23 protein-coding genes are annotated in these 25,884 nt (G+C 66.4%); 14 read left to right on the top strand and 9 right to left on the bottom strand.

Features of this window, described 5'->3' with window-relative positions; genetic code table 11:
- Nucleotides 1-13 precede the first annotated feature (13 nt).
- The 5 genes from ACQR1E_RS27885 to ACQR1E_RS27865 all read left to right on the top strand — a co-directional run bounded on the left by ACQR1E_RS27885 (nt 14) and on the right by ACQR1E_RS27865 (nt 9,606).
- Nucleotides 14-748: an outer membrane protein gene (locus ACQR1E_RS27885; protein ID WP_315717895.1), complete on the top strand. Its 735-nt coding sequence runs from the start codon at nt 14-16 to the stop codon at nt 746-748.
- 243 nt (nt 749-991) lie between these two features.
- Nucleotides 992-3,130: a methyl-accepting chemotaxis protein gene (locus tag ACQR1E_RS27880; protein WP_434897828.1), complete on the top strand. Its 2,139-nt coding sequence runs from the start codon at nt 992-994 to the stop codon at nt 3,128-3,130.
- 191 nt (nt 3,131-3,321) lie between these two features.
- Nucleotides 3,322-4,380, top strand: a complete 1,059-nt coding sequence (locus tag ACQR1E_RS27875) for an MBL fold metallo-hydrolase (protein ID WP_315717897.1) — start codon at nt 3,322-3,324, stop codon at nt 4,378-4,380.
- A 209-nt stretch (nt 4,381-4,589) separates the two neighbouring features.
- Complete coding sequence (hemA, locus tag ACQR1E_RS27870; protein ID WP_315717898.1) at nt 4,590-5,819, top strand: 5-aminolevulinate synthase; 1,230 nt, start codon at nt 4,590-4,592, stop codon at nt 5,817-5,819.
- Between the two features lie 268 nt (nt 5,820-6,087).
- Nucleotides 6,088-9,606, top strand: a complete 3,519-nt coding sequence (locus ACQR1E_RS27865) for a PAS domain-containing hybrid sensor histidine kinase/response regulator (protein ID WP_434897827.1) — start codon at nt 6,088-6,090, stop codon at nt 9,604-9,606.
- A gap of 14 nt (nt 9,607-9,620) precedes the next feature.
- Here the strand turns inward: ACQR1E_RS27865 and ACQR1E_RS27860 are convergent, their stop codons facing one another.
- Nucleotides 9,621-10,553: a LysR family transcriptional regulator gene (locus ACQR1E_RS27860; protein WP_315717900.1), complete on the bottom strand. Its 933-nt coding sequence runs from the start codon at nt 10,551-10,553 to the stop codon at nt 9,621-9,623.
- Nucleotides 10,554-10,656: 103 nt separating this feature from the next.
- On the opposite strand from ACQR1E_RS27860, the gene ACQR1E_RS27855 reads away from it, so the two are divergent.
- Together ACQR1E_RS27855 and ACQR1E_RS27850 are read left to right on the top strand one after the other, a co-directional pair.
- A complete protein-coding gene (locus tag ACQR1E_RS27855) occupies nt 10,657-11,628 on the top strand; it encodes an alpha/beta fold hydrolase (RefSeq protein ID WP_315717901.1) in 972 nt (323 codons plus the stop codon).
- Between the two features lie 26 nt (nt 11,629-11,654).
- On the top strand, nt 11,655-12,029 hold the full coding sequence (locus ACQR1E_RS27850) for an alpha/beta fold hydrolase (protein ID WP_315717902.1): 375 nt from the start codon (nt 11,655-11,657) through the stop codon (nt 12,027-12,029).
- A gap of 1,106 nt (nt 12,030-13,135) precedes the next feature.
- On the opposite strand, the gene ACQR1E_RS27845 is transcribed toward ACQR1E_RS27850, so the two are convergent.
- A complete protein-coding gene (locus ACQR1E_RS27845; protein WP_315717903.1) occupies nt 13,136-13,810 on the bottom strand; it encodes a response regulator transcription factor in 675 nt (224 codons plus the stop codon).
- A gap of 352 nt (nt 13,811-14,162) precedes the next feature.
- Here ACQR1E_RS27845 and ACQR1E_RS27840 point away from each other — a divergent pair, with 352 nt between their 5' ends.
- Nucleotides 14,163-15,833 (top strand): MFS transporter, encoded by a 1,671-nt coding sequence (locus ACQR1E_RS27840; protein WP_315717904.1) that lies wholly within the window; start codon nt 14,163-14,165, stop codon nt 15,831-15,833.
- A 108-nt stretch (nt 15,834-15,941) separates the two neighbouring features.
- On the opposite strand, the gene ACQR1E_RS27835 is transcribed toward ACQR1E_RS27840, so the two are convergent.
- The 3 genes from ACQR1E_RS27835 to ACQR1E_RS27825 all read right to left on the bottom strand — a co-directional run bounded on the left by ACQR1E_RS27835 (nt 15,942) and on the right by ACQR1E_RS27825 (nt 17,726).
- The gene (locus tag ACQR1E_RS27835) at nt 15,942-16,409 is read right to left on the bottom strand and encodes a secondary thiamine-phosphate synthase enzyme YjbQ (protein WP_315717905.1); all 468 of its coding nucleotides are present in this window, start codon (nt 16,407-16,409) and stop codon (nt 15,942-15,944) included.
- A gap of 24 nt (nt 16,410-16,433) precedes the next feature.
- Nucleotides 16,434-17,000 carry a hypothetical protein gene (locus ACQR1E_RS27830; protein ID WP_315828027.1) on the bottom strand — a complete coding sequence of 189 codons (567 nt, stop codon included), beginning with the start codon at nt 16,998-17,000 and terminating at the stop codon, nt 16,434-16,436.
- 102 nt (nt 17,001-17,102) lie between these two features.
- Nucleotides 17,103-17,726, bottom strand: coding sequence for a 2-hydroxychromene-2-carboxylate isomerase (locus tag ACQR1E_RS27825; RefSeq protein WP_316195045.1), 624 nt, complete (start codon nt 17,724-17,726; stop codon nt 17,103-17,105).
- Between the two features lie 284 nt (nt 17,727-18,010).
- Here ACQR1E_RS27825 and ACQR1E_RS27820 point away from each other — a divergent pair, with 284 nt between their 5' ends.
- From ACQR1E_RS27820 to ACQR1E_RS27800, 5 genes are all read left to right on the top strand, one after another.
- Nucleotides 18,011-18,388: an AtpZ/AtpI family protein gene (locus ACQR1E_RS27820; RefSeq protein ID WP_315717908.1), complete on the top strand. Its 378-nt coding sequence runs from the start codon at nt 18,011-18,013 to the stop codon at nt 18,386-18,388.
- 87 nt (nt 18,389-18,475) lie between these two features.
- Nucleotides 18,476-19,219 carry a F0F1 ATP synthase subunit A gene (locus ACQR1E_RS27815; RefSeq protein WP_315735910.1) on the top strand — a complete coding sequence of 248 codons (744 nt, stop codon included), beginning with the start codon at nt 18,476-18,478 and terminating at the stop codon, nt 19,217-19,219.
- 40 nt (nt 19,220-19,259) lie between these two features.
- On the top strand, nt 19,260-19,487 hold the full coding sequence (locus tag ACQR1E_RS27810) for a F0F1 ATP synthase subunit C (protein WP_006615622.1): 228 nt from the start codon (nt 19,260-19,262) through the stop codon (nt 19,485-19,487).
- A gap of 28 nt (nt 19,488-19,515) precedes the next feature.
- On the top strand, nt 19,516-20,091 hold the full coding sequence (locus ACQR1E_RS27805; RefSeq protein WP_315717910.1) for a F0F1 ATP synthase subunit B family protein: 576 nt from the start codon (nt 19,516-19,518) through the stop codon (nt 20,089-20,091).
- Nucleotides 20,091-20,582: a F0F1 ATP synthase subunit B family protein gene (locus tag ACQR1E_RS27800; protein ID WP_315717911.1), complete on the top strand. Its 492-nt coding sequence runs from the start codon at nt 20,091-20,093 to the stop codon at nt 20,580-20,582. The genes ACQR1E_RS27805 and ACQR1E_RS27800 overlap by 1 nt, the downstream gene beginning before the upstream one ends.
- A 107-nt stretch (nt 20,583-20,689) precedes the next feature.
- On the opposite strand, the gene ACQR1E_RS27795 is transcribed toward ACQR1E_RS27800, so the two are convergent.
- The 4 genes from ACQR1E_RS27795 to thrC form a co-directional block, all read right to left on the bottom strand.
- A complete protein-coding gene (locus ACQR1E_RS27795; protein WP_315717956.1) occupies nt 20,690-21,307 on the bottom strand; it encodes a hypothetical protein in 618 nt (205 codons plus the stop codon).
- Nucleotides 21,308-21,449: 142 nt separating this feature from the next.
- Nucleotides 21,450-22,037 (bottom strand): GNAT family N-acetyltransferase, encoded by a 588-nt coding sequence (locus ACQR1E_RS27790; protein WP_434897826.1) that lies wholly within the window; start codon nt 22,035-22,037, stop codon nt 21,450-21,452.
- A 114-nt stretch (nt 22,038-22,151) separates the two neighbouring features.
- Nucleotides 22,152-23,441 carry a M16 family metallopeptidase gene (locus ACQR1E_RS27785; protein ID WP_315751523.1) on the bottom strand — a complete coding sequence of 430 codons (1,290 nt, stop codon included), beginning with the start codon at nt 23,439-23,441 and terminating at the stop codon, nt 22,152-22,154.
- Nucleotides 23,441-24,856 carry a threonine synthase gene (gene thrC / locus ACQR1E_RS27780; RefSeq protein WP_316170726.1) on the bottom strand — a complete coding sequence of 472 codons (1,416 nt, stop codon included), beginning with the start codon at nt 24,854-24,856 and terminating at the stop codon, nt 23,441-23,443. Before thrC ends, ACQR1E_RS27785 begins: the two co-directional genes overlap by 1 nt.
- 780 nt (nt 24,857-25,636) lie before the next feature.
- Between thrC and ACQR1E_RS27775 the strand changes: the two genes are divergently transcribed.
- Nucleotides 25,637-25,879: a hypothetical protein gene (locus tag ACQR1E_RS27775; protein WP_434897825.1), complete on the top strand. Its 243-nt coding sequence runs from the start codon at nt 25,637-25,639 to the stop codon at nt 25,877-25,879.
- The last annotated feature ends 5 nt before the right edge of the window (nt 25,880-25,884 follow it).

Here is a 25,884-nt window from a genome sequence, read left to right as displayed (position 1 = left end):
TCGGAGACCCGCCATGAAGAAGATCCTGTTCGCAACCGTTGCCGTCGCCGCGCTGGCTTCGGCCCAGTCCGCTGTCGCCGCCGATCTCGGCGCCCGGACCTATCCTTACGCCACCAAGGCGCCGCCGGCTTACGCCGCCCCGATCTACAACTGGACCGGCTTCTATCTCGGCGCCCATCTCGGCGGCGCGTTCTCGAGCGACAACAACTTCTCCGGCCTCGCCACCGGCAACAACTCCAACGGCCGCTTCCTGGGCGGCTTGCAGGTCGGCGCCGACTGGCAGTTCGCACCGACCTGGGTGATCGGCGCCGAGGGCCAGTACAGCTGGCTGAGCGGCAGCGTCGGCGCCGCCTTCCCCGGCGGCCTCGTCTACACCAACAGCCAGCGCGGCCTCGGCTCGATCACCGGCCGCTTCGGCTACACCTGGGGTCCGGGCCTGCTCTACGTGAAGGGCGGCTACGCCTATTCCGACAACAACGAGAAGGTGACGTTCGCCGGCACGCCGGTCGGCTTCGCGACCAATGGCGACCATCGCAACGGCTGGACCGTCGGCGGCGGACTCGAATACATGTTCGCGCCGAACTGGTCGGCCAAGGCCGAGTATCAGTACTACAATTTCGGCAGCGCCACCTTCACGGCGCCCGCCGCGCTGGTGCCGACCGGCAGCTTCACCACCGACGACCACACCTTCAAGGCTGGCGTGAACTACCGCTTCAACTGGGGCGCTCCGCTCGCGGCCCGCTACTGATCCGCAGGCGTCAAATAACAACAAACGACGGGAAGGCCGGCAGCGATGCCGGCCTTTTCTGTCATAGGTTATCGAAAGCGCGGCCCAACAATCCCTTCCGTCCCGTTAAATGCCGCACGGTGAAATGCGAAAATGCGAGAAAACTCAGCACTGCCCGAGTAGTTTCCCGGATTTGTTAACCGCCCGCCGCGATACTGCCTGCAAGCAACAGCTCCAAGTAGTGCATATCGGGGGACACCAGAGATGGCGATACGGTTCAGCTTCAGCAGGGTGCTCGGAGTCCTGCGACCCAGGTGGGGCGTGCGCGGCAGCCTGTTCGTAGCCTTCGCAGTGATCGCGGGCATGGCGATCGCGATCAGCGTCGCTGCGGGACTGATGCTGCGACACGTCGGCGGCACCATGGTCGAACTCTCGGGCCGCGAGATTCCGCGCCTGACCTCGAGCCTGCAATTGCTGGCGCAGAGCTCCGGCCTGGCCAGCCTCGGCCCGGCGCTGCTGCAGTCCCAGAGCGAGGACGCGCTCAACGAGCGCCTGAAGAAGATGCAGGAGATCCAGAAGACCACGCAGGAGCGCCTGAGCGAGATCAGCGCGCTCGGCGCCGCGAAGAGCGTGGTGGCGCCGCTCGCCGAGACCATCAAGAACATCAACGAGGCCAATCAGAGCCTGGTGTCCGCCGCACGCGAGCGTCTCGAAGTCGCGGCCCTGCACAACAAGCAGTACGACGCGTTGCGCAAGGCGCAGGCGGACTTCACTGCCGCCGCCAACGAGCCGATGCTGGATGCCCAGACGCAGCTCAACGCCGTGCTCGGCGCAGCCGAGGTGTCGGCAGACGACGCGACGGCGGCCGCACGGTTCGTCGAGCAGCTCGGCAACGTGATCGCGTCCGGCAACCTGCTGGTGGCGCAGATGGCCGCCGCGCTATCGGCCAACGACAGCGACACGCTGGAGACGATCGAGCGACAGTTCAAGGAGGCGCTGGCGCAGCTCAAATCCAATCTCGAATTGCTGCCGACCGGCCGCAGCACCAAGGCAATCCACGATGCCGCGCTGAAGCTCGCCGCACTCGGCGAGGGCAAGGCCCGCGTGTTCAAGACGCGCGAGAAGGAGCTCGACGCCAACGACTACGGGCAGACCGTGCTGGAGGAGACGCGCAAGCTCAATGTCGGTCTCGACATCAGCGTGCAGCAGCTCGTCGAAGGCGTGCGCAAGTCGACCGAAAGCACCACCGGCACGGCGGGCCGTGACATCGAGCTGGCAACGCTCGGCATGGCCGGTGCCGGCGCAGCCACGCTGCTCGGCTCGGTGCTGTTCGTCTGGCTCTATGTCGGCGGCAACATCCTGCGCCGGATCAAGCGGCTGCAGCAGGCGATGCAGACGCTGTCGAGCGGCGATCTCGACACCGAGATTGCGGCCTCGAAGCAGCGCGACGAGATCGGCACGATGGTCGACACCCTGCAGGTGTTCCGCGAGAACATGGTCCGTGCCCGCACCCTGGCCGCTGAGCAGGACCGCGAGAATGCCGCCAAGGCCGAGCGCGCCGCGCGCATGGAGGCCCAGATCGCCACGTTCGAGGCGACGGTGCGCAGCGCCCTCGGCACGCTGCAGAACTCCGCCACGGCCATGCAGGCGACCGCGCAGAGCATGTCGCAGACCGCCGACCAGTCCAACTCGCTGGTCAATGCGGTCGCGGCGGCTGCCGAGGAGACCTCGGTCAACGTCCAGACCGTGTCGGCCGGCACCGAGCAATTGTCGTCGTCGATCGCGGAGATCAGCCGCCAGGTCGTGACCTCGGCCCAGATCGCCAAGAAGGCGGTCGAGGAAGCCGGCGCCACCGATTCGACGATGCAGGGGCTCGCCGACAACGCGAGCCGCGTCAGCGTCGTCGTCGACCTGATCCAGGCGATCGCCTCGCAGACCAACCTGCTCGCGCTCAACGCCACCATCGAGGCGGCGCGCGCCGGCGAGGCCGGCCGCGGCTTCGCGGTGGTCGCGCAGGAGGTGAAGAGCCTGGCGAGCCAGACCGCCAAGGCCACCGACGAGATCCGCACCCAGATCGCGGGCATGCAGCAGGTCGCCTCGTCGGCGGTGTCGGCGATCCGCAACATCGGCGAGACCATCGCCGAGATCGACAACGTCACCACCGCGATCGCCGCCGCCGTGGAGCAGCAGGGCACCGCGACGCACGAGATCGCCCGCAACATCCAGCAGGCGGCCTCCGGCACCACCGAGGTCTCCAACAACATCACAGGCGTCTCCAGCGCCTCAGCCCAGGCCGGCACCTCCGCCAACGAGGTGCTCAGTGCCTCCGAAGCGCTGCGGCGCGAGGCCGACACCCTGCGCGCCGAGGTCGATGCGTTCCTGACCAACATCCGAGCGGCGTAGTTGCTACTCGCCGGTCATTCCGGGTTCGAGGCCTGCGGCCTCGCCCCGGAATGACGGGGGCGTGGCGAAGCAGAAGGCGTCGAGGCAGGTCATGCTGGCGCGACCCGACGCAGCTTCCGTACCCCGGAATGCCGTCCAGCCATGTGTTTTTCGGCTGGCGCTCGCGCGCGGCGGCCGTTAATCGATGAGGCATGACGAAGACAGACACCGTTCACTCCTCCGCCGAAGCCCTGCGCTATCCCTGGGAGCAGCATCCCGGTGAGGATCAGGTCGTCGAGGTCGCGCCCGGCGTGCTGTGGCTGCGCCTGAAGCTGCCGTTCCGCCTCAACCATGTGAACATCTATCTGCTCGCCGATGGCGATGGCTGGGTCGCGGTGGACTCCGGCTTCGGCAACGAGGAGTCGATCGCCGCCTGGACGCGGCTGCTCGATGGCCCGCTCAAGCACGTCAAGATCAGCCGGCTGATCGTGACGCATTCGCATCCCGACCATGTCGGGCTCGCCGGCTGGATCGTCGAGCGCTTCAATTGCCCGCTGGTGATGTCGCAGGTCGAGTACCTGCAGTCGGTCTATCACCAGAACCGCGGCACCGAGGAGCGCCGCAATGCCCAGCGGCTGTTCTTCCGCCGCCACGGCATGGACGAGACCCTGACCGACAAGCTGCTCGGCCGCGGCCAGGAATATCTGCAGCGCGTCTCGGTGCTGCCGGCCTCCTACCGCCGCATCTCCCATGGCGACGAGATCCAAATCGGCAGCCGGCGCTTCAAGGTCATCACCGGCGGCGGGCACGCGCTCGACCAGGTCATGCTGTACTGCGCCGCCGACAAGCTGTTCCTGTCCGCCGACCAGGTGCTGAGCAAGATCTCGCCCAATGTCAGCGTCTGGGCGGTCGAGCCCGACCAGAACTCGCTCGGCGAATATCTGGCCTCGCTGGCGAGCCTCACCACCACCCTGCCCTATGACGTGCTGGTGCTGCCAGGCCATGGCGTGCCGTTCTACGGGCTGAAGACGCGCATCAAGCAGCTCGCCGACCACCACGAGGAGCGCTGCCGGATGATCGCCGACGCCTGCCGCGACGAGCCGAAGACCTCGGCGCAGCTCGTGCCGGTCGTGTTCCACAAGCACGTGCTCGACCCGCACCAGATGGGCTTCGCCGCCGGCGAGCTGATCGCCCATGTCAACTACATGCTGGTCGAGGGCCGCCTGACCAGCCAGACCATCGACGGCGTGCTGCATTATCGCACCACCTGAGGCTGCGGGGCCGCGACGCCGCCGCGTCGCCGCAATCCCGGCGCCGTTCGGCCGAGATCACTCCCCCCTTGGACAAATCGCCCAATTCCCGCCTTGGGATTCCGGCTCGACAGCCGCTCTGGAAACGCTCTAAGAAGACCTTACGCCACGCATGCCGCGAGGTTTTCGCTTCAGGTGCTGCACTGCAGCGCGCCAGTTCGGGTTTCGTGATGGACTACAGCCAGTACTTCAGTGCCGCCCTCGGTCGCCTGCATGATGAGCGTCGCTACCGAGTCTTCGCCGATCTCGAACGCATCGCCGGCCGGTTCCCGCACGCGACCTGGCACTCGCCGAGCGGACCGCGCAATGTCGTGATCTGGTGCTCCAACGACTATCTCGGCATGGGCCAGCACCCGAAGGTGGTCGGCGCGATGGTCGAGACCGCAACCCGCGTCGGCACCGGCGCCGGCGGCACCCGCAACATCGCCGGAACCCATCATCCCCTGGTGCAGCTCGAGGCCGAGCTCGCCGACCTCCACGGCAAGGAAGCGGCGCTGCTGTTCACCTCCGGCTACGTGTCGAACCAGACCGGCATCGCCACGCTCGCCAAGCTGATTCCCGACTGCCTGATCCTGTCGGACGCGCTGAACCACAATTCGATGATCGAGGGCGTGCGCCAGTCCGGCTGCGAGCGCCAGATCTGGCGCCACAACGATCTCGCCCATCTCGAACAGCTCCTGATCGCCGCCGGTCCTAACAGGCCGAAGCTGATCGCCTGCGAGAGCCTGTATTCGATGGACGGCGACGTGGCGCCGCTGGCTGCGATCTGCGATCTCGCCGAGCGCTACAATGCGATGACCTATGTCGACGAGGTGCACGCGGTCGGCATGTACGGCCCGCGCGGCGGCGGCATCGCCGAGCGCGATGGCGTCATGCACCGCATCGACATCCTCGAAGGCACGCTGGCGAAGGCGTTCGGCTGCCTCGGCGGCTACATCGCCGCGAAGGGCGAGATCATCGATGCGGTTCGCTCGTACGCGCCGGGCTTCATCTTCACGACCGCGCTGCCGCCGCCGATCTGCTCGGCCGCCACGGCTGCGATCAAGCACCTGAAATCGTCGAGCTGGGAGCGCGAGCGCCACCAGGACCGCGCCGCACGGGTGAAGGCGGTCCTCAACGCCGCCGGCCTGCCGGTGATGACCAACGACACCCACATCGTGCCGCTGTTCGTCGGCGATCCCGAGAAGTGCAAGCAGGCCTCCGATCTCCTGCTCGAAGAGCACGGCATCTACATCCAGCCGATCAACTACCCGACGGTCGCCAAGGGCACCGAGCGCCTGCGCATCACGCCCTCGCCCTATCACGACGACGGCCTGATCGATCGCCTGGCCGAGGCCCTGCTGCAGGTCTGGGAACGGCTCGGCCTGGCGCTGCACAAGAAGCCGCTGGCGGCGGAGTAGTTCCCTCTCTCCGTCATTCCGGGGCGTGCGAAGCACGAGCCCGGAATCCATCGGGCAGCACGGCATCAGGCGACATGGATTCCGGGCTCGCCCTGCGGGCGCTCCGGAATGACGGCGGAGACTGCGGGGTCTCCCGCGCTAACGATGACTCCAGCTCCGCGCTCTCTCGGCAAGATCGCTATCGCCCTGCCTCCAGCAACGGGCTAGATTTCCCGGACAACGGGATCAGCCCGGAGCCTTCGAGGAAGACGTCGGAGACGCGTAGGAGATGCTGCACGACTGGGGCGTGATCCTGGCCGCGTTCGGCTATATCGGGTTCCTGTTCCTGGTCGCCAGCCGCGGCAACCGGGCCGGCGAACGGCGGCCGGCAGAGAGCCGCGGTCGGCTGGCCGGGCTGATCTACCCGCTGTCGCTGGCGATCTACTGCACGTCCTGGACCTTCTTCGGCTCGGTCGGCTTTGCCTCCCGCACCAGCGTCGACTTCCTCGCGATCTATCTCGGGCCGATCCTGATGGTCGGCGCCTGCACGCCGCTGCTGCGCCGGGTGATCCGGCTCGCCAAGTCGCAGAACATCACCTCCGTCGCCGACCTGATCGGCGCCCGCTACGGCAAGAGCCAGGCGGTGGCGGCCACCGTGGCGCTGATCGCGATCATCGGCTCGGTGCCCTACATCGCGCTGCAGCTCAAGGCCGTCGCCTCGTCGCTGCAGACCATCCTGATCGACGACCGCGCCTTCGCCCACATTCCGATCGTCGGCGACATGGCGCTGATGGTCACCTTGGCGATGGCTGTCTTCGCGGTGCTGTTCGGAACGCGGCAGACCGACGCCACCGAGCACCAGCACGGCCTGATGCTGGCGGTCGCGACCGAGTCGATCATCAAGCTGGTCGCCTTCATCGCCGCCGGCGCCTTCGTCACCTTCTGGATGTTCTCGCCGGTCGAGCTGATCGAGCGGGCCATGAAATCGCCGGAGGCCGAGCGCGCGCTGGAATATGTGCCGGGCATCGGCAATTTCCTCACCATGACCCTGCTGTCGTTCTGCGCCGCGATGCTGCTGCCGCGCCAGTTCCATGTCAGCGTGGTCGAGAACGCCGACGATGCCGAGGTGTCGCGTGCGCGCTGGCTGTTTCCGCTCTATCTGATCGCGATCAATCTGTTCGTGATCCCGATCGCTCTCGCCGGCCTCATCACCTTCCCGTTCGGCGCCGTCGACAGCGACATGTACGTGCTGGCGCTGCCGATCGAAGCCAATTCGCAATGGCTGTCGATCCTGGTCTTCGTCGGCGGCCTGTCGGCGGCGACCGCGATGGTGATCGTCGAATGCGTGGCGCTGTCGATCATGGTGTGCAACGACATCGTCGTGCCCCTGGTGCTGCAGCGCCAGGAGCAGCGCGAGATCGGCCGCGACTTCGCCGGCTTCCTGCTCGGCACCCGCCGCATCGCGATCTTCGCCATCATGGTGATGGCCTATTTCTACTACCGCGCGCTTGGCAACACCCAGCTCGCCGCGATCGGCCTGCTGTCGTTCGCCGCCATCGCGCAGCTCGCACCGAGCTTCTTCGGCGGTCTGTTCTGGCGGCGCGCGACCGCGCGCGGCGCAATGGGCGGCATGCTGGTCGGCTTCGCCGTCTGGCTCTACACGCTGTTCATCCCGAGCTTCCTCGACACCTCCACCGCCGGCATCCTGTTCCTGCAGCACGGTCCGTTCGGCTTCGAGCCGCTGCGGCCGCAGGCGCTGCTCGGCACCGATTTGCCGCCGCTGCTGCACGGCGTGCTGTGGAGCCTGTCGCTCAATCTCTTGACCTACGTCGTGCTGTCGCTGGCGCGGCAGCCGTCGTCGATCGAGCTGTTGCAGGCCGACATCTTCGTGCCGGCCGAGCTGACGCCGAGTGCGCCGAGCTTCCGGCGCTGGCGCTCGACCGTGACGGTGCAGGACATCCAGAGCACGGTCGGCCAATATCTCGGTCCCGACCGTGCCCGCGCCTCGTTCGAGGCGTTCGCCGCCCAGCGCAACCTCCCGCTCGATCCGGCCGCGCCGGCCGATTTCGAGCTGCTGCGCCATGCCGAGCACCTGATCGCCTCGTCGATCGGCGCGGCGTCGTCGCGCCTCGTGATGTCGCTGCTCCTGCGCAAGCGCACGGTGTCCGCCAAGGCCGCGCTCAAGCTGCTCGACGATTCCCATGCCGCGCTGCATTTCAACCGCGAGATCCTGCAGACCGCGCTGAACCATGTGCGCCAGGGCATCGCGGTGTTCGACGCCGACCTGCAACTGATCTGCTCCAACGGCCAGTTCGTCGACCTGCTCGGGCTGCCGCCGGATCTGGTGCAGATCGGCAGTCCGTTGAAGGAGATCCTCGAATTCATGGGCACGATCGGCGCGCCCACCTATGAGGACGGCGAGGCGCTGCTGGCGCGGCGGCTCGCCGCCTACACCACCGAAGGCGAGCCCTATCTGGAACGCCTCGCCGACCGCCACATGGTGATCGAGGTCCGCACCAACCGCATGCCGGATGGCGGCCTCGTCATCACCTTCACCGACGTCACGCCCTCGTTCGAAGCCGCCGAGGCACTGGAGCGCGCCAATGCGACGCTGGAGAAGCGCGTCCGCGACCGCACCGAGGAGCTGACGCGGCTGAATTCGGAGCTGGCGCTGGCCAAGAGCGCCGCCGAGGACGCCAACATCTCCAAGACGCGCTTCCTTGCGGCGGCCAGCCACGACATCCTGCAGCCGCTGAACGCGGCGCGGCTCTACGTGACGAGCCTCGTCGAGCGGCAGACGGCCGGCGAGGATTCGCGCCTGGTCGAGAACATCGACGACTCGCTCGAGGCGATCGAGGAGATTCTCGGCGCGCTGCTCGACATCTCCCGGCTCGATGCCGGCGCGATGACGCCGCAGGTCTCGAGCTTCAAGATGGCCGACCTGATGCGCTCGCTGGAGATCGAGTTCGCGCCCGCCGCGCGCGCCAAGGGTCTGGAGCTGGTGTTCGTGCCGTCGTCGCTGCCGGTCGAGTCCGACCGTCTGCTGTTGCGCCGGCTGCTGCAGAACTTCATCTCCAACGCCATCAAGTACACCCCCAAGGGCCGCGTGCTGGTCGGCTGCCGCCGCCACGGCCAGTCGCTGCAGATCGGCGTCTACGACACCGGCGTCGGCATCCCCCCGGTCAAGCGCGGCGAGATCTTCAAGGAATTCCACCGCCTCGAGCAGGGCGCGCGGATCGCGCGCGGCCTCGGCCTGGGGCTGTCGATCGTCGAGCGCATCGCGCGCGTGCTGAACCACGGCATTGCGCTGGACTCGCGGCCCGGCCGCGGCTCGGTGTTCTCAGTGACGGTGCCGATCGCCAAGGCGATCAACCACACCGCCGCCGTCACCACCGCGACCCCGCTGGCGACGACGCCGATTGCGGGCGCCCTGATCGTCTGCATCGAGAACGATCCGGCGATCCTCGACGGCATGAAGACCCTGCTGACGGCGTGGGACGCCGAGGTGATCGCCGTCCCTGATCCGGAGTCCGCGATGGAGGCGATCGCGGCGCGCGACGGCGCCGTCACCGGCCTGCTCGTCGACTACCATCTCGACCGCGGCAACGGCATCGCCGCCATCCGCGACATCCGCCGCCGCTTCAACGAGGCGCTGCCCGCGATCCTGATCACCGCCGACCGCAGCCCCCACGTCCGCGCTGCCGCCCGCGACGACAACATCGCCGTGCTCAACAAGCCGCTGAAGCCGGCGTCGCTGCGGGCGTTGTTGGGACAGTGGCGGATTCAGCAGATGGTGGCGGCGGAGTAAGGGCGGCTGCCAAGTCACGACCCTCGCCGCGTTGCTGCCTTGCCGGGACTGTCCCCCATCCGCTCGACCAGATAGTCCACGAACACCCGAACACGCGCGGGCGTGTTGGCGCCGCCGACGAAGACGGCGTGAAAGACCTCCCTGTCGCCGGGATTGAACGCTTCGAGCAGCGGCACCAGCCGCCCCTCTGCGATCGCGTTGCCGAGGCTGAAATCGCCGACGCGGGCGATGCCGACGCCATCGAGCGCGAGCTGGCTGAGCGTGTCGCCGCTGTTGGCTTCGACGGCGCCGCGCACCTTCAGCGCATAGTCGACGCCATCGCGGCGGAACGGCCACACCGGCTCGGCGCGGCGAAAGCTGAAGTTCAGGCAATTGTGGTTGTAGAGGTCTTCCGGCGCCTCCGGCACGCCCCAGCGCGCCAGGTAGTCGGGCGAGGCGACGATGGTGCGGCCGTTGTCGCCGAGGCGGCGCGCGGTGAGCGCGCTGTCGGGCAGCGGACCGCCGCGAATCGCGACGTCCGCCTGCCCCGCCGCCACGTCGACGAGCCCGTCGCTCAGATTGATGTCGACCAGGATGTTCGGATAGCGCCGCACGAACTCGCCGAGCAGAGGGACGATGCAGACGCGGCCGTGCGAGAGGGCGGCGCTGACCCGGATGCGCCCGCGCGGCGCGCCCTGGTCTGCGATCGCCTGCTCGGCCTCGTCGAGGTCGGCGAGAATGCGACGGGCGGCCGCGAGATAGGACTGCCCCTCGGCGGTCAGCGTCAGCGCCCGCGTGCTTCGCAACAGCAGCCGCGCGCCAAGCCGCGCCTCGATGCGGTCGAGCGTCCGGCTCACAGCCGATGGCGTCAGCCCGAGACTGCGACCAGCGGCCGAGAAGCTGCCGCTGCCGGCGACGGCGCAGAACACTTCGAGATCCCTGGCACGATCCGCGCTGGCCAGTACCATCTTTGCGTCTCGATCAAAAATCCTTGGCGCGGCTACCCTCTAATACCGCGCACCTCCCTCGTCTAGCTTTGCGTGCATCAACACGCCCAATGAGGAGATCGCCATGACCCTTCCCCGCCTGCTGCAACGAACCGCCCTCGCCGCCAGCGCGCTCACGATGCTGACCAGCGCCGCCCTCGCCGACGCAACCGACGCGCCCGGCAATTTCCCGAAGACCTTCCGCACCCAGGAGATCCCGACCAACGGCACCACGATCCATGTCCGCGTCGGCGGCAGCGGACCGGCGGTCGTCCTGCTGCACGGCTATGGCGACACCGGCGACATGTGGGTGCCGCTCGCCGCTAAGCTCGCCGAGAACCACACCGTGATCGTGCCCGACCTGCGCGGGCTCGGCCTGTCCGCCCGCGCCGACAGGGGCTTTGAGAAGGCCAACCAGGCCGAGGACATCACCGGCGTCATGGACGCGCTGGGCGCGCGCACCGCCGAGGTCGTGGCGCACGACATCGGCAACATGGTCGCCTATGCGCTGGCGGCGCGGCACGCCGACCGCGTGACCAAGCTGGTGCTGATGGATGCGCCGGTGCCGGGCATCGGCCCGTGGGAGGAGATCCTGAAGAACCCGCTGCTGTGGCACTTCCGCTTCGGCGGCCCCGACATGGAGCGCCTGGTGGAGGGGCGCGAGCGCATCTATCTCGACCGCTTCTGGAACGAGTTCTCGGCTAACCCTGCCCACTTCCCGGAGGCCGCGCGCGTCCATTACGCGCAGCTCTATGCCGGCCCGGGGCGGATGCATGCGGGCTTCAGCCAGTTCGCCGCCTTCGATCAGGACGCGATCGACAACCGCGCCTGGCTCGCGGCGCATGGCAAGCTGACGATGCCGGTGCTGGCGATCGGTGGCGCGGCGTCCTTCGGCCCGACCATGGCGGTGGTGGCACGGGCCGGCGCGTCCAACGTGCAGGAGCAGGTCATCCCCGGCTCCGGCCATTGGCTGATGGAGGAGCAGCCGGCCGCGACGGTCGCTGCGATCGACGCCTTCCTCAACGGGCAGTCCGCCGCCACGCCGCCGCGCAACTGATCCAACGCAGCAGAAGGGCGCCGATCATGTCGACCCACACATGCGATGATGCGATCGGCGGGGCCAACGCCTCGCAAAGGCGCGCGATCATCTTCATCCACGGCCTGTGGCTGAAGCCCGGCTCGTGGGATCGGTGGGTCGAGCTGTTCGACGCCGCCGGCTACGCCGGGTTGGCGCCCGGCTGGCCGGCGGAGATGGGTGGCGCCGCCGCGCCCGAAACCATCGGCGAGGTAGCGGCGCACTTCGCCGCGATCGCGGGCGCACTCGACCGGCGCCCCGCCCTCATCGGCCATTCCTTCGGCGGCCTGATCGCGCAGATCCTCGTACGCAAAGGCAGTTGCTTCGGACGACAGGTTCAAGGCTCCCAATGTGGAATGGGACTTCGTTGCAATATCGAATAGCTTGACTCGCGACGCCGAAATTGAGACGCGCCAGACTGGCAAAGCACGCGGCTTAGTGGCCGAGTATGACGAGCCGAAGGTTCGAGTTTGGGTAAAGACCTGGGGTCAGATAATCTCGGAATCCGAAGGTCGCCTAACATTTTACAAGCGACGCCTGGAGTACAAGGCCAATGACGTAGAAGCACTTCGATATCTGCGAACGGTCAATCCCAATTATCTTAGCGACGAAGTGAGGGAGGAGATTGCTACACTCGATCTCAAAGATCAGGTCTAGCCGACCGGATTGATGTACGGACCAACAAGGCGTCACTTGCTCCACAAGACTGGAAGGCCTCGGTAACAGTCCAACAAAACTCAACGTCGCAAACCTCGCGGCAGGGCGCCTCGGCACACCTGCGGAATCTTACCGTGGCTTTGGGGAGACTTGCACGGAGATGGGCCTAAGCGAAGCTTGCGCACTTTGCTCTGCGTCCCCCTAGATACAGACTTTCTTTTTCCCCGAAATCGTGCTACCCCTTGAGTCGTCCCGTGCTCGTCATGAGGGGCGCTTCGCGATCGTCACGAACGTGGGGTGCGGGACGCGGTGGGCGCGTCGGGTCGCAGCGTGATCATTCATGCCGACGAACGATCCGGCGCGCACGGTCAAGCCGTGTGGTCCTGGCATCCCGGTGCTGATGCCAAGTCGGTGACGACGATGTTGCCGACGACGGGGGCAAGAACGCCGGTCCCCGGGGAGAGCTCGGAGCAGCCGTCAAAACCATCGCGCAGGGAGGGCCGGGTGTGTTCGGCCAGACCTGTGGTGACTGCCGCCTGCTTTTTTCTGCAGGCGGGCCACGGGCGCGGCCAGCGCCCGGCCTTCCCTGCGCCCTCTGTTCAAGAGGGTGGATGATCGGCAAAGCTCGGACGCGCGATGCGCCGCGAGGCCGTGAAGGTGTGTCGCGAGTGAAGCAGAAGGCGTGCGGAATGGACGCTGTCCACATACACTGCAAGACGGCATCAAGCGCCGGCCAATGGCGCCTCCGGCAGACAGCTGCGGGGTGTCGTCATTCCGGGGCGGCTCGCAGAGCCGAACCCGGAATGACGACTCATCCAGATTTTCCCGTCGCTTACTTCCCCGTCGGCGCGTCCTGCCGCCAGGCGCTGCCCGCGATCTTCGCCGCCGCAATCACCGCCTGCGTCCGGCTCTCGACACCGAGCTTCTGCAGGATGGCCGACACATGCGCCTTGATGGTCGCCTCGGAGACACCGAGCTCGTAGGCGATCTGCTTGTTGAGCAGCCCCTGCGACAGCATCATCAGCACCCGCACCTGCTGCGGGGTCAGCGTCACCAGACGGTCGCGCAGCCTGGTCATCTCCGGATCGGCGCCGGCCGCCAAGTCCGTGTCGGGCGGCACCCAGACGTCGCCGTCCATCACCTTCTTGATGGCATCGCGCAGCGTGTCGACGCCGAACCGCTTCGGGATGAAGCCGGAGGCGCCGAAATCGAGCGAGCGGCGGATCGTCGCGCCATCGTCGCTCGCCGACACGATGACGACCGGGATCGCCGGATATTGCGCGCGCAGATAGATCAGGCCCGAGAAGCCGGAGATGCCGGGCATGGTGAGGTCGAGAAGTACGAGATCGACCTCGGAATCCTTTTCCAGCAGCGCGGTGAGGTCCTCGAACGAACCGGCCTCGTCGACCACGGCCTCCGCGAGCACGCTCGCGACCGCCTGCCGCAAAGCGTTGCGGAACAGCGGGTGATCATCGGCAATGACGAGATGGGTGCTGGCAGCCGCCATGAATCCAGACTTGACCTTGCGAGACCGACGACGTGCTGCAACTGCACGCGCCCGGTTTTCCGGAAATACTCGCCCGGCCACCGGTTGCATGCAAGCGTCCAATTCCACTTGCAGGGAAGGCGGTTAATCCGAACCTTGTGCAACGCAACATCGGTAGCGCGACGGCCGCTCACCGAACTTGATCCGGCGCAATGTCCCCATCTTTCCCGCGCGCCGCAGAGGGCAGAGCCGAAAGTCGTATTGGGGCGGGTTTCACTGCAATGTTACTGAAGAGCAAGGTCTCCGCGACCTGCGCCGTCCAAGTCCGGCATGCGGAGGCGAAAGCCATCATCACAACAATCATGGGGAGCGAATGCCGATGTCAACAATGGTAGCCACACAAGCGAGATCGGGAGGCATGACGAAGGACGAACGCTTCGTCATTCTGGCCTCCTCTCTCGGCACCGTCTTCGAGTGGTACGACTTCTATCTTTACGGGTCGCTGGCCTCGATCATCGGCGCGCAGTTCTTCAGCGGCTATCCGGCAGCCACCCGCGACATTTTCGCACTGCTCGCGTTCGCCGCGGGCTTCCTGGTCCGCCCGTTCGGCGCGATCGTGTTCGGCCGCATCGGCGACATCGTCGGCCGCAAATACACCTTCCTGGTCACGATCCTGATCATGGGCCTGTCGACCTTCATCGTCGGCCTGCTGCCGAACGCCGAGACCATCGGCTTCGCGGCACCGGTGATCCTGATCGGCCTGCGCCTGCTGCAGGGCCTCGCGCTCGGCGGCGAGTATGGCGGCGCCGCGACCTATGTCGCCGAGCACGCCCCGATGGGCAAGCGCGGCTACTACACCTCCTTCATCCAGACGACGGCGACGATGGGCCTGTTCCTGTCGCTGCTGGTCATCCTGTTCACCCGCACCATCATCGGCGAGGCCGACTTCGCCAAATGGGGCTGGCGCATTCCGTTCCTGGTCTCCGTGCTGCTGCTCGGCGTCTCCGTCTGGATCCGTCTGCGCCTGAACGAATCGCCCGTGTTCCAGAAGATGAAGGACGAGGGCAAGAGCTCGAAGGCGCCGCTGACGGAAGCGTTCGCGAACTGGGGCAACGCCAAGATCGTGTTGCTGGCGCTGATCGGCGCCACGATGGGCCAGGGCGTGGTCTGGTACACCGGCCAGTTCTACGCGCTGTTCTTCCTGCAATCGATCCTGAAGGTCGATGGCTACACCGCCAACCTGCTGATCGCCTGGTCGCTGCTGCTCGGCACCGGCTTCTTCATCGTGTTCGGCATGCTGTCCGACAAGATCGGCCGCAAGCCGATCATCATGGGCGGCTGCCTGATCGCGGCACTGACCTTCTTCCCGATCTTCAAGATGATCACCACCAACGCCAATCCGGCGCTGGAGAAGGCGATCGAGGCGACGAAGGTGGAAGTGGTGGCTGATCCCGCCGGCTGCGGCGATCTGTTCAACCCGGTCGGCACCCGCGTCTTCACCGCGCCTTGCGACACCGCCCGCGCCTTCCTGGCCCAGTCCTCGGTCAGGTACTCGACCGTTTATGGCCCGGCCGGCTCCGGCGTGAAGGTCACCTTCAACGGCAAGGAAGTGCCCTACACCGATGCGAAGACCAGCAACCCGGCGCTGACGGCCGCGATCGGCGAGGCCGGCTATCCGAAGGCGGGTGACGCCGGGATCGTCAAGATGGCGCATCCGTTCGACATCTTCCGTCCGCAGGTGGCCGCCATCATCGGTCTGCTGTTCATCCTGGTGATCTTCGTCACCATGGTGTACGGCCCGATCGCCGCGATGCTGGTCGAGCTGTTCCCGACCAAGATCCGCTACACCTCGATGTCGCTGCCGTATCACATCGGCAACGGCTGGTTCGGCGGCCTCCTGCCCGCAACCGCCTTCGCGATCGTGGCCTCGACCGGCGATATCTATGCCGGCCTGTGGTACCCGATCTTCTTCGCCGTGATCACTGCGGTGGTCGGCTTCCTGTTCCTGCCGGAAACCAAGGACGTCGACATCCAGGCCAATTGATCACGAGGCGAGCGGCACCCCGCTCGCATCTGCCTCCAACGACGAGCGGCCGCGGATCACTCCGCGGCCGTTCCGCATTTCAGACCCGCGGGTTTTCTCTTTATGGCCTCAGGCCGCGCCGATGAACTGCAATACCACCTCGCGCCGATGCGGACGCGCACGATGCTCGATCAGATAGAGCGCCTGCCAGGTGCCGAGCATCATGCGTCCGTCCTGCACCGGCACCTGCAGCGAGACCGCGCTCAGCATGGTCTTGACGTGTGCCGGCATGTCGTCCGGCCCCTCGGTGTCATGCATCCAGCCGGCATCCTCCGGCGCCAGCCGCGCCAGCGCCGTGGTGAGATCGTGCAGCACGGTGGGATCGGCATTCTCCTGGATCGTCAGCGACGCCGAGGTGTGGCGAACGAACAGGGTCACCGCGCCTTCCCTGGCGGATACTTCACGCAGAAACGCCTCGACCTCGCGCGTGAGATCGGTGAAGCCGCGGCCCGAAGTCTGCGCCGTCAGGATCGACGTCGCCACCGTATCGATCGCGACGACCGAAAGTGCCGTGCGCGAGGCCGATCGTGCCGACATGGATACAGCCTCCTCGAAGCGGTCTCAGATCCTGCCCGAGACGTCCTTCTGCACCCGTGTTGCCATGTCGAGCAGCCGGCGCCAGGCCTGCTCGAGGAACCCCATCATGCGGTCCATGTCCTGGTCGCTGGGCAGCGGGATCTCGAGCTTGCGCGTTCCATCGGAGGATTTCGATTCACCCGGCTTGTCCCCCGTCCTGGGTTCGGCTTTCCTCAACTGATCGGACTTGGGCAGCGCCTGATCTTTCGGCAGCGGCTCATCAATCTTGCCGGAGATGCTCTGATCGCGCGACGCGAGCTGGCCCTTGAGCTTTTCATTCTCCGCCTGCAGACGGCCGATCTCGGCGTCCAGCGCGGCGCGCTCATCAGGCACCGCGTAACAAGCAAAGCCCGATCCACTGCTGTTGTTGCACATCGAGACCGCACCGGTCTTGGTATCGAGCCGGATCACGCCGTCCGATGTCGTCGACATCGTATAGCGTCCCTTGTCGCCGTCAGGCGCGGTGTCCTCGACCGCAAACGCCTCTCCGCCCAGGCAGCTCAACGCCAGCAGCGCGAGGAGGGACGGCCGGTACGGCTTCGTGAGACTCATGGCTGGCTCTCCAAGGCGCATTCGCAACCGCCGCCATGCACGCCGACATTGTGTCGCGGCCATGACGTTGCCTCAGGTGCGATCCCCTGCCACAGGCCGCACCTATGCTTCGGACGTATAGGCGGAGCGACCGGATTTCAACGCGTCCGCCAGCAGCTCGAGGCGGTCCTGCCCCCAGAAGATCTCGCCGTCCAGCACATAGGCCGGCGAGCCGAACACGTCGGCCCCGATCGCGTCCTGCCGGTTCTGCTCGTAGGCCGCCCCGACCACGTCCGTCGCCGCCTGCGCCACGAGATCGCGGCCCGGCAGCCCGGCTGCATCGGCCAAGCCGGCGATCACCTCGGCATCCGCAAGATTGAGCTGCTGCTCCCAGATGGCCGGGAAGGCGCGCTGCAGATAGGGCTCGGGATCGAGGCCGGCCTGCTGCGCCGCGATGACGACGCCGTCGGCGAGCCGGGCGTTGAAGGGCCAGTTGCTCGGCTGGATGTGGAAATCGAGACCGCGCTTGTCGCGCCACCGCTTCAGCTCGACGATGCGATAGCGCTGCCGCGCCGGATGGCGCTTGGCCAGCGGAAGCCCGCCGGTCTCGGCGAACAGATCCACCAGCATGACCGGTTTGAGGTTGACGGTCGCGCCGTGGCTCGCGGCGATGTCGCGGAACAGCCGGTGGCCGATATAGGCCCATGGCGACTGCAGCGAGAAATAGTAATCGATCTGGCGCGACATGCGGGTTCCCGTGCCGGTTGGAGGTCAGCGACATCGGATCAGAGGGCACTGACAGGTGCAAGATCGCAGCCGCACACAACACTGTTGATGCGGCGCGGTGACACGCGCGACCGATCTGACGAAAAAGCCGAGAAAACGTGTAAATTCAGGCATCTAACAGTTCAACACGCAATCTTGACTTGGGGGGATGCGGTCAGTATGGTCCGCCCGGCTTTAAAGGGCGATGGGGCGCTAATTCCTGAAACTCGCGGCCGGGTCGGGTCTCCACACGTGGCGGATGGCACATGGCGGATGACACGAACGAGAGCAGCGGACACAAGGATCGCGACAAGTCGCCCGATGAGGTTGCGCTTTCCGCAAGGCTCGGAAGTCTCGACCAACGGTTGTCCGAAATTCGCGACGGCCGCTCGATCGGGACTGATCAACCTGGAATCGGCAGCGGTGACACTGCAGCCAGGGCTTCGGCCATGGCGCGTGGCCTGCGACTGTCGTCCGAGTTGATTGCCGGTGTCCTCGTCGGCGCGGTGCTTGGATGGGGCTTCGACCGCTTGCTGTCGACATCGCCCTTCGGATTCATCGTGTTTTTCCTGCTCGGCTTCGCCGCCGGCGTGTTGAACGTGGTGAGATCCGCAGGCATAGCTCCCGACAGGCCCCGCCAGTGAGGCATGCGCGGAAGACCTCGGCGCGGAAGACCAACGAGTGAATTGCAAAGCGCCGGCGTGGCCGGTGAACAATGAGACGCCACGCGGATGATCGATCCGATCCATCAATTCCACCTCAACAAGATCTTCACGATCGGCCATATCGGCAATCAGGAGATCACCTTCACCAACTCGTCCGCGTACATGCTGCTCGCGGTCGTGCTGATCGCCGTCATGATGATGGCCGCCGGGCGTGCGCTCGTGCCGGGCCGGTTCCAGTCGGTGGTCGAGCTGTCCTACGAATTCGTCGCCAACACCATCAGAACCAGCGCCGGCTCGCACGGCATGACGTTCTTCCCGCTGGTGTTCTCGCTGTTCATGTTCATCTTCGTCTCGAACATCGTCGGCATCATACCCTACACCTTCACCGTCTCCAGCCACATCATCGTCACCTTCTCGCTGGCGCTCTTGGTGTTCCTGACGGTCATCATCTACGGCTTCTACAAGAACGGCCTGAAGTTCTTTAAGCTGTTCGTGCCGTCCGGCATCCCCGCGGTGATCCTGCCGCTGGTGGTCGTGATCGAAATCATCTCTTTCTTCTCCCGCCCGATCTCGCACAGCGTCCGTCTGTTCGCCAACATGCTGGCCGGCCACGTCACCCTGAAGGTGTTCGCGAGCTTCGTGACCATGCTCGGCGCGCTCGGCTTCGTCGGCAAGGTCGGCGCGCTGCTGCCGCTCGGCCTCACGGTCGCGCTGACCGGCCTCGAGCTGATGGTCGCGTTCCTCCAGGCCTACGTGTTCACGATCCTCACCTGCATCTATCTCAACGATGCTATCCATCCGGGCCACTGATCCGGCCCTCTCTACCAAACCCCTCAAAGGAGTTCGTTTCATGGATCCGGTTGCAGCGAAGTACATTGGCGCGGGCATTGCCTGCATCGGCATGGGTGGCGCGGGTGCCGGCATCGGCATCATCTTCGGCAACTACCTGTCGGCCGCTCTGCGCAATCCGTCGGCCGCTCAGGGCCAGTTCGGCAACCTGATTTTCGGCTTCGCGGTGACCGAAGCGCTCGGCATCTTCTCGCTGCTGATCGCCCTGCTCCTGCTGTACGCCGTCTAAGACGGCCTGAGCCGGACAGGAGAAGCCCGTGGCTGAAAGTCATGGCGAGGCCAAGGGCGGCGAGGCCAAGGGCACCGCAAGCGCCCATACTGAGGCCGATGGCGGGCATGGTTTCCCTCCCTTCCAGAAGGAAACCTTTCCCTCCCAGATCGTCTCCCTGGTGATCGCCTTCGTGGCGCTGTACGTGATCGTTTCGCGTGTGGCGCTGCCGAAGGTCGGGGCCGTCATCGACGCCCGCCAGAAGTCGATCGACGGCGATCTGGCTGAAGCGCAGCGGCTGAAGGATGAATCCGAAGCCGCGATGAAGGCGTATGAGAGCGAGCTGGCGACGGCTCGTGCCCGTGCCCAGGCGATCGGAGCGGAGACCCGCGAGAAGCTCGCGGCTTCTTCGGACGCCGAGCGCAAGGCGCTGGAAGACAGCCTCGCGGCCAAGCTCGCGGCGGCTGAGAAGTCCATCGCCACCACGCGCACGACCGCAATGAGCAATGTCCGCGGCATCGCCGCAGACGCAGCCAGCGCGATCGTGAAGCAGCTCACCGGCAAGGCCCCCGCGGCCAAGACGGTCGAGGCTGCGGTCGATGCATCGTTGAAGGGAACAGCCTGATGCATTTGCTCGCTGATCCGGAAACCTGGGTTGCGATTGCCTTCGTGATCCTGATGGGCCTGTTCGCCTATCTCGGTGTCCATCGCACGGTCCTGAAGGCGCTCGACAATCGCTCCGAGCGCATCAGATCCGAGCTAGCGGAGGCCAAGCGGCTCAAGGAAGAGGCGGCCAAAGTGCTCGCCGATTACAAGTCCCGCCGCGCCAGCGCCGAACGCGAGGCCGAGGAGATCGTCACCAGCGCGAAGGCGGAAGCCGAGCGCATCGCGGCGGAGGCCAAGGCCAAGATGGAAGACTTCGTCGCCCGTCGCACCAAGGCCGCCGAGGGCAAGATCGCCCTCGCCGAGGCCCAGGCTCTCGCCGACGTCAGGTCCGCTGCGGCGGAGGCCGCCGTCCAGGCCGCCGCGACCGTGCTGTCGCAGTCGGTCAAGGGCGCTCTTGGCGAAGACCTCGTCGCCAAAGGCATCGCGGAAGTCGGCCGCAAGCTGAACTGAGCGGCAGTCCGTCTCCATCCATCAACTTCAAAAGGCCGGTGCGATCCCATCGCACCGGCCTTTTGCTGTTCACGCTCTCCGGCGACCGCCTCGCGCTACGGCAATCGTCACCGCCGCTTCTTGCCGTGCGGCCGCTCCGGGGTCAGCGCCTGCGGGTCGAAGCCGATGTAGAAGACGTAATTGTCGGCATTGGCGCCGGGCGGCGGCACCGGATAGACCATGTCCTCGGCGACGATCGTGAACGGCACGCTGCCGTCCTCGGTCATCTGCACCGTGGTGCGATACGACTTGGTCGCGATCACCTTCTCGCCGATGCCGCCCTGGACCACGGCGATGCGCATCGGAATGTCGACGCTCGCCGGCGCGCCCGCGGGGCCGGCAACGATGCGGCCCTGGATGCCGATCTTGGCGGTGATTTCGGCCCCGTTGAGACTGCATTCGCGCGCGGTCTTGGTGATCGACGCCTGGAACCGGACGTCGTTGCCAACGGCCTGCTTGCCGGGCGCGGCCACGGCGTAGGTCGAGGCGCCGGCGCGAATGCTGACCGGCGGACAGGTCAGGCCCTCGGTCGGATCGACCGGCGGTCCGCCGCTGGCGGGCAGGTTCTCCTGCCCCTTGTTGTCGGAGCCGCCGCCGAACAGGCTCTTGAAGCGGTCGGTCAGCGATTGGGCGGCTGCCGGCGGCGCCGCGCCGGCGGCTCCCAAGGCCAGCAGCACGGCTGCCAACGTTCCAGCCCTGATCACGCTCGTCTCTCGCATCGTCTGATATCCCCGGCAACTCGGTCGCCCAGCCCAGGCGTCTATACCCATTTCAGAGGCCGGAACCAGCCCCGATCGGCCTCTCCCGCGGCGATCCCGATCACGATTGCTACCCCCGGAAATCCTCGTGCAACAGGCCGTAGAGGTAATGGTCCTGCCAGACCCCGTTGATGCAGAGGTAGCGACGCGCCAGGCCCTCGCGGGTGAAGCCGCATTTCTCCAGCACGCGAATCGACGGCGTATTGGTCGGGATGCAGGCCGCCTCGACCCGGTGCAGATTGAGCTCGCCGAACAAGGTCGGCAGCAGCAGCCGCAGCGCCGCCGTCATGTAGCCATGATGCGCGAACGGCTGCCCCATCCAGTAGCCGACGGTGCCGGCCTGAACGATGCCGCGGCGGACATTGGCGAGCGTGATGCCGCCGAGCATGGCGCCATCCTGCTCGCGGAAGACGATGAACGGATAGGAGCGGTCGGCCGAGATGTCCTCGGCATAGCGGCGCAGCCGGCGGCGGAAGCCGGAGCGCGTCAGGTCATCAGATGGCCAGATCGGCTCCCACGGCGTGAGATAGTCGCGGCTGATCTCGCGCAGCCGCGCCCACTGCGCATAATCGGCCATCTGCGGCGCGCGCAACAGCAGGCCCTGGCCGCGCGGAGCCAGCGCAGCCGGTCCGTTGGATGGCAAGCGAAACAGGGCCATCTGTGATGCTCCCCCTGCTCTTTCCGGGTCGAAGCCTGCTCCGACCCACCCCAGATCTCCGATGCCGAGCGCTGGCGGATTGCAATGCGCGGACCGCACCGAGCCGCACCACGTTCAGTGCAGTTGGGCTTTCGATCTCGAACCGGTCAGACCTTCGGCGAAAGTGACCGCCGTGTCCAGACCCCTGCCGGTGCCGAGCGCGACGACCGCCGGCTTGCTGCGTGCGAGCAGCGCCCGCGCCGCATCGCGCGTGCTCTCGACGCTGACCGCCTCGATCTTGGCGACCATCTCCTGCAACGTCTGCGGCCGGCCATAGGCCAGGATATGCCGCGCCAATTGCTCGGCACGGGCGCTACAGCTCTCGAGCGCCATCAACAGCCCGGCCTTCATCTGCGCCTTGGCGCGGGCGACCTCGGCCTCGCTCAAGGTCTCCACCGCATTGCCGATGATGTCGACCACGACCTCCATCATCTCGGGCGCGTCGGCCGGATCGGTCCCGGTGTAGAGGCCGAAGAATCCCGTGTCGCTATAGGGCGCGTGGAACGTGTAGACGGAGTAGCAGAGCCCCCGGTTCTCGCGCACCTCCTGGAACAGCCGGGACGACATGCCGCCGCCGAGGATGTTGGTGAACACCTGCAGCGAGAACAGCGACGGGTCGGCCTGCGGCACGCCTTCGAGCGCGAGCGTCAGATGCGCCTGCTCGAGATCGCGATGCACGACGCGCGAGCCGCCCTTGCCGAATGCCGCCGGCAGCGGCTTCGGCGCCGGCCCGCCATTGAAGCTGGCAAATCGTTTCGTCACGTCTTCGACCACGCGCTGATGATCGACGGCGCCGGCCGCGGCGACCACCATGTCGGGGCCGCGGTAGTGCGTCGACAGATAGCCGTGCAGCTTGTCGCGATCGAACGCCTCCAGCGTCTTGGCGGTGCCGAGCAGCGAGCGGCCCATCGGCTGGTCCGGAAAGCACAGCTCGTTGAGGTGCTCGAACACGACGTCGTCGGGCGTATCCTGTGCCGCGCCGATCTCCTGCACGATCACGTTCTTCTCGCGCTCCAGCTCCTCCGGCACGAAGGACGGATTGGCGAGAATGTCGGAGAGTACGTCGAGCGCCATCGGCACGTCGGCCTTCAGCACGCGGGCGTAATAGGCCGTGGTCTCGGTCGAGGTGCCGGCATTGAGATCGCCGCCGACCGCCTCGACGGTCTCGACGATCTCACGGGCGCTGCGCGTGGTCGTGCCCTTGAACGCCATGTGCTCGAGCAGATGCGAGATGCCGTGCTCGTCCGGCTTCTCGTCGCGGCCGCCGACGCCGGCCCAGACCCCGAGCGCCGCCGTCTCCAGATGCGGCATCGTGTCGGTGACGACCGTCAACCCCGTCGGCAGCTTGGTGACTTCCACACCCATTATGCAATTCCCTGCTTGGCGGCCCGGCTGACCGAGCGGATGAACTTCTCCACCTCGGCCTGGTCGTTCCGCATGATCCTGATGTCCTCGCGCCTGCTCATCAGCCCTTCGAGCCACACCGGCAAATGCGGCCGCATCCCGCAGGCGGCCTCGACCGCATCGGGGAATTTGGCGGGATGCGCGGTCGACAGAACGATGTTCGGCACCGACAGATCGGTGCCGTCGCGATCGGCCACCGCCAGCGCCACCGCCGTGTGCGGATCGACGAGATCGCCGGCCTCGCGGAAGGCGGCGCGGATCGCCGCCGCCGTCTCGGTCTCGTCGGCGCGGCCGGCATCGAAATCGGCGCGGATCGCCGCCAGCATGGCATCCGGCAGCACGAACCGGCCGGACTGCTTGAGGCCGTCCATCAGCCGCCGCACGGTGCCGGCGTCGCGGCCGCCGGCTTCGAACAACAACCGCTCGAAATTCGACGACACCTGGATGTCCATCGAGGGCGAAGCCGTCGCATGCACTTCGCGCACCTCGTAGATGCCGGTCGTCAGCGTCCGGGCGAGGATGTCGTTGACGTTGGTCGCGACGCGCAACGTGCGCACCGGCAGGCCCATGCGCTTGGCGACATAGCCGGCGAAGACGTCGCCGAAATTGCCGGTGGGCACGGTGAAGTCGACGGCGCGGTGGGGTGCCCCGATCGCGACCGCCGAGGTGAAGTAGTAGACCACCTGGGCGACGACGCGCGCCCAGTTGATCGAGTTGACGCCCGACAGCCTGACCGAATCGCGGAAGCCGTGATGGTTGAACAGGCCCTTCACGATCGCCTGGCAGTCATCGAAATGACCTTCGATCGCCAGCGCATGGACGTTGGCCGCGCCCGACGTCGTCATCATCCGCCGCTGCACCTCGGAGATGCGGCCATGCGGGAACAGCACGATGAGGTCGGCATTGTCGCGGCCGGCGAAGGCCTCGACCGCCGCGCCACCCGTATCGCCTGATGTCGCCACGACGATGGTGGTGCGCTCGCCGCGCTTGGCCAGCACGTGGTCCATCAGCCGCGAGATCAGCTGCATCGCCACGTCCTTGAACGCCAAGGTCGGGCCGTGGAACAGCTCCAGCACGAACTGATGCGGCGCGATCTGGTCGAGCGGCACCACGGCGGGGTGACGGAACGTCGCATAGGCCTCGTTGGCCATGCGGCCGAGTTCTTCGTCGGAAATCTCGCCGGCGACGAACGGCTTGATGACCTCGACGGCGACCTCCCAATAGGGCCGGCCGAAAAACGACGCGATCGTCGCGGGCGTCAGCTGCGGCCAGGTCTCGGGCACGTACAGGCCGCCGTCACGGGCGAGCCCGGTCAGCATCACATCGCAGAAGGTGAGCGCGGGGGCTTCCCCGCGGGTCGAAACATAGCGCGTCAAACCGCTCTCCTGACCTGCGTCACCAGGCCATAACCCGTTGATTGAATTCGAAATCGGAACCGCCCGGCGGCAACATGGTCCGGCACCATAATGGTTTTGACCTTGTTGCGAAACCGGTTGTTGCCGCAGCGATGGTCACGGCTGCGGGTTACGGCGGCGTTACGGAGCATGGGTCAGGGGGCATCGGTTACGGGACTGGGGTCGCAACGGCTGACCCGGGCCGGTCCAGCGGACCATCCGCCCCACCGCTTTCATCCCCGGTTCAACCGGGCGATCCCGTACGCCGCGGCGGCCGCGGTCGACCGCACCGCCGCGGCGTCCTGGATCCCCGCCTTCGCGGGGATGACGGCGGTGGATGTGGCGATCAACCGGGCCGCATTCGCGACTGCCCGACGAAAACATCGGTCGTTCCTCCGTCATTGCGAGCGAAGCGAAGCAATCCAGGGGTGGGGGGCGGAACTCTGGATTGCTTCGTCGCTCTGCTCCTCGCAATGACGTGGAGAGAGCCGACGGCTTCACAGATCGCCCGCCCGCGGAACCGTCTGATCCCGGTCCGCGCAGCTTTGCCTTCTCGCGGCGCGATCGGCGCCCGAGCTCTGCAAGAAATTCTCCCTCCATGAAGCAGAGGGCGCAGGGAAGACCGGATGCCGGCTGGCACCCGCGGCCCCCGTGCGAACAAGAATGCACGGGGCAGGAACCACAGGTTCAGCCAGAGCGACCCGGCCTTCCCTGCGCGATGGCTTACGACTTATACGCGCTCTCCTCGGTGCACCGGGCTTGTTGGCCACCGTCATCGACGCGATGCATGGGCACCAGCGCCAACTTGATACCAGCGTCGGGGTATCAGGACCACGCGACTTCACCGTCCGTGCCGGCCGCACTCGTCAACGAGGCGGGATAGACAAAGACAACCACGATTTCGGAAAATATGAAAGAGGAATTTTCGCGCAGACTGGACTGGATTGGCTGATGGCGTTGGACCTGCTCGCCAAAAGAAAGTTTCGGAGCAGCCAGGCGTATTAGTTCGC

It is taken from the genome of Bradyrhizobium sp. HKCCYLRH1030 (assembly GCF_051168395.1).
GTDB lineage: Bacteria > Pseudomonadota > Alphaproteobacteria > Rhizobiales > Xanthobacteraceae > Bradyrhizobium.
This window is presented reverse-complemented; position numbering and strand designations above follow the sequence as displayed.